Source organism: Dyella sedimenti (assembly GCF_022760995.1).
Lineage (GTDB): Bacteria > Pseudomonadota > Gammaproteobacteria > Xanthomonadales > Rhodanobacteraceae > Dyella > Dyella sedimenti.
In genome coordinates this window covers 1-3,187 of the sequence record NZ_JAKWJO010000016.1, presented here as the reverse complement: position 1 = coordinate 3,187, position 3,187 = coordinate 1, and the positions used below count along the sequence as shown (strand labels likewise).

Genomic DNA, 3,187 nt, shown 5'->3' with positions numbered 1-3,187 from the left:
TGGCCTTGCCCTCGGCCGGCTTGCGCAGCTGCGCCACCATGTAGAAGCGCTCCTTGCCGGTGGCGGGATCTTTCTGTATCGCTCCCTGGAACGCCGGCTCGACCAGCCATTTCGCGCCCTTCAGGGAATCCAGCAAGGATGCGGCCTGGATGCCTTGCCCCTGCATGCTGACCATGCCGGCATGGTCGATGCTCAAGCGCTCCAGCGACGCATCCAACGGAAGCCGCGCCGAGAGTTCCTGCAGGATCGAAAGCGTGTCGACACCGTCCCTCTTGCGCTGCGCCAGGAATCCCGCCGCACCGGCATTGTCCTGGAGACGCTGCTGCAGCGCGGCCACCGCCTGTGCTTCGGCATGCATGCGATCCACTTCGCCACGCATGACCTCCAACACGGCCTCGCGGTTATGCACCCACTGGAGCATCGAGACGGCGAGCAGCAGCACGATACCCGCAAGCAAGGCGAGATTGAGTCGTTGTCGACGATTGATCCACCGTGGCCTATCCGTCTTGGGAATAAGGTTGAGACCGAGGCGCGCGCCGTTCACCTGGATATCGACAGCATCCAGGGTCATGCCGAGTTCGCGAAGCCGGGCCAGCAGCGGATCGAGCCGTGCGCGAGGCACCACCACCAGTTCGGCCGACACCTGCGCGCCATCCGGCAGCGGGGTCGCGGCCCCGATCTCATGGAATACCTGGGATGCGCGAAACGGCGTCTGCCGATCGATCTCGTAGGCGGCCACCTGCTTCAAGCGATCGCGGGCCGCCAGGGGAAACGCCATGCGGCGACGCAGGACCCACGCGTCGGGAACGAACAATCCCAGGCGCAACACGTCCCGTGGCACGCCGCCAAGCGCCGCCTCGATCACGGCGCGCTGCTGCTCTTCCGGCAGCGCATCGCTCCAGCACGCCAGCGGCGCGGGGGCATCCAGCCGGCGCAGGCACCATTCCCCCTCCGTCCATTCGAGGATGCGCCACTCGGCGCCGCCGGCCAGCCATGACCGTGGCAGCATCGCCGCCAATTCACCCAGCCACCAGTGGCACAGGCGAGGGCCCGGCGAGCGTTGCCAGGCTTGCATGAAGGATTCCCGCCACGCCGGCATCGATGCGTTCATTCGGCGGCATCCTCCTGCCAACGCAGCACGGTATAGCTCCCGCGACCGGGAAAGACCTCGATACGCACCGTGGCGCTGATGCGCGACGTGGTGCCGTCCGCTGCCGTAGCCGATGCAACGACCGTTCTTGTATCGCTGCCACGCATGGCTCCCATTGGCATCCCGTTGGGGAGGGCCACAGGCGGCATCACGGGATTCAGGGTGCTCCTCATGGATACAAAGCGTTCCGCCGAAACCATGTCCATGCCCGGCAAGGCCGCCAGGGCCAAGGGTGGCGCGAAGGCCGGCGCGGGCGACATGCGATGCGACCACACCGTAAGCACCGGCGCGATCTTCCGGTACAGCTCAGGCGTCATGCCCAACACCGACTGGATTTCGTCGGGCGCATTGAATTCAGCGTAACGCGGCCCCTGGTCCAACCCTCCCCTGGCATAACGCTGCGCGCCTTCCTCACGATTGAACGCACCACCGGCGTCGCGCGACTCGCGCACGTTGTCCGCGAGCGTGGCCGCGTCCGCGGCGTCCATGCCCGCGGCAACGAACAGGTTCTGCAGTACCGGCGGATCGGCCTTGTTGATGTCGACCTTGCCGCTGTCGTCGACGATCCGCACATCGATCCGCTGGCCATCGATGACCAGGCCATAGGGCCGGCCATCGCCCACCCACCGGCCGTTCTTCTTCGCGGTGATTTCGGCGATGGCGCGCATCACGCCGGCCTCCGCGAGATAACGCAGCTGGGCGCGCGTCGAAAGATAACGGGTCTGCGTGGCGTCGGTCTTGGCCAGTGTGGCGAGACCGCCGAGCAGGACCGCCAGCAGCGTGCACGCCCACAGCACCACCAGCAAGGCCACGCCCCGCTGGTGCTGCATGAAACGGCTTGACGGACCTGCGGGCATCCCTGTACTCCCGTGTGCACTCGGCTTCGTGCCTTGCGTGCAACCAAGCATTGCAGCGCAAGACGACATTTTTGTGCCATCAATATGGCGTTGATTTCGACAACATCCTGGCCAACGCCCCACTGTTCACCGCGTAGTAGCCCTGGCGAATGGGCGCCTGGACCAGCAACCAGGTTTCGCCCTCGTCGCCACGCTCCAGTTCCACGCTCACCAGCTCGGGCATGCGTCCGGCGACATGCCATTCGCGGCGCCATTCGCCAGCGCTCCGGCCATCCTTGCGTCCGTAATAGCGAAAGCGCCCGCGCCTGACGCCCTCCGCCAGCGGTTCCGGCGCAAACCCGATGCCGTGCGTGGCGCCCGTGGGACTCATGCCATCGCTGCCGAGTTCAAGCCGGAGGGCGTCCTTGCCGTCGCCGACCAGCGCCAGCGTCTGCAGCTGGGGACCATTGCGGTCGAGATAACCGGGCAGCGGTCCCACGAACTGCATGCGTTGCTCGTCACCCTCGAACACGATGGGCGTGCCCTTGCCATCCACCTTCCAGGGAATGGCGCGAGCCTGGAGCAGGTCGTTGCGGAGGAAGCGCTGCACCGAGCGGGCTTCATCGGCCTGCTCCATGGCTTGCGCGCCGGCGCTGGTCATCCGCGTCGCGGTCCGTATACCTGACAGCACGCCCACCAGCAGGATGCTGAGCAGGGCCAGGGCGGTCAGGACTTCCAGCAGGCTGAAGCCGCGCGCGCGCATCATCTGGCACTCCTTGCCACCACGCCGTTGTCGATGCTTCGCAACGTCGTGTAATGAAGGACATGCGGCCGCCGTTGCAGTCCCCAGCGCACGTCGAGGTCCACGCGATACAGCGCGAGCGGGGTGTCCGGCGGCAGGCCGCCGCCCTGCCATGGCGCCACGCGCAGATGCCAGCGATAGCCGCCGCCAAAATCGCCATCGCTTTCGCCCACCGCCAGTGGCTCGGCGATGCCCAGCGCATCGAGCTTCGCCTGCGCCCACATGTCGGCCCGGCTGACCTGCCCCGACTGGTCCGCCAGGTGCAGCGAAGCGCCGGCCACCCGCATCAGCGCCGCAAACGCAATGGCGAGCAGCAGGATGGCGGCGATCACCTCGAGCAGGCTGAAGCCTCTGGCGCACGAGGCATGAGGAAAAGCCAACGCCATCGTCCGCCGTGGC

General features: G+C 66.8%; 4 protein-coding genes. All 4 read right to left on the bottom strand.

From position 1 onward, the window contains the following. Window positions 1–1,009 (bottom strand): PilN domain-containing protein (locus MJ605_RS19180; protein ID WP_243043147.1); only part of this gene is annotated, 1,009 nt, incomplete at its 3' end. A gap of 98 nt (window positions 1,010–1,107) precedes the next feature. Next, a complete protein-coding gene (locus MJ605_RS19175; protein WP_243043146.1) occupies window positions 1,108–2,007 on the bottom strand; it encodes a type II secretion system protein GspK in 900 nt (299 codons plus the stop codon). Between the two features lie 79 nt (window positions 2,008–2,086). Then, window positions 2,087–2,752, bottom strand: coding sequence for a prepilin-type N-terminal cleavage/methylation domain-containing protein (locus tag MJ605_RS19170; protein ID WP_243043145.1), 666 nt, complete (start codon window positions 2,750–2,752; stop codon window positions 2,087–2,089). Next, on the bottom strand, window positions 2,749–3,187 hold a 439-nt coding region (locus MJ605_RS19165), incomplete at its 5' end, for a prepilin-type N-terminal cleavage/methylation domain-containing protein (protein WP_243043144.1). The genes MJ605_RS19170 and MJ605_RS19165, both read right to left, overlap by 4 nt.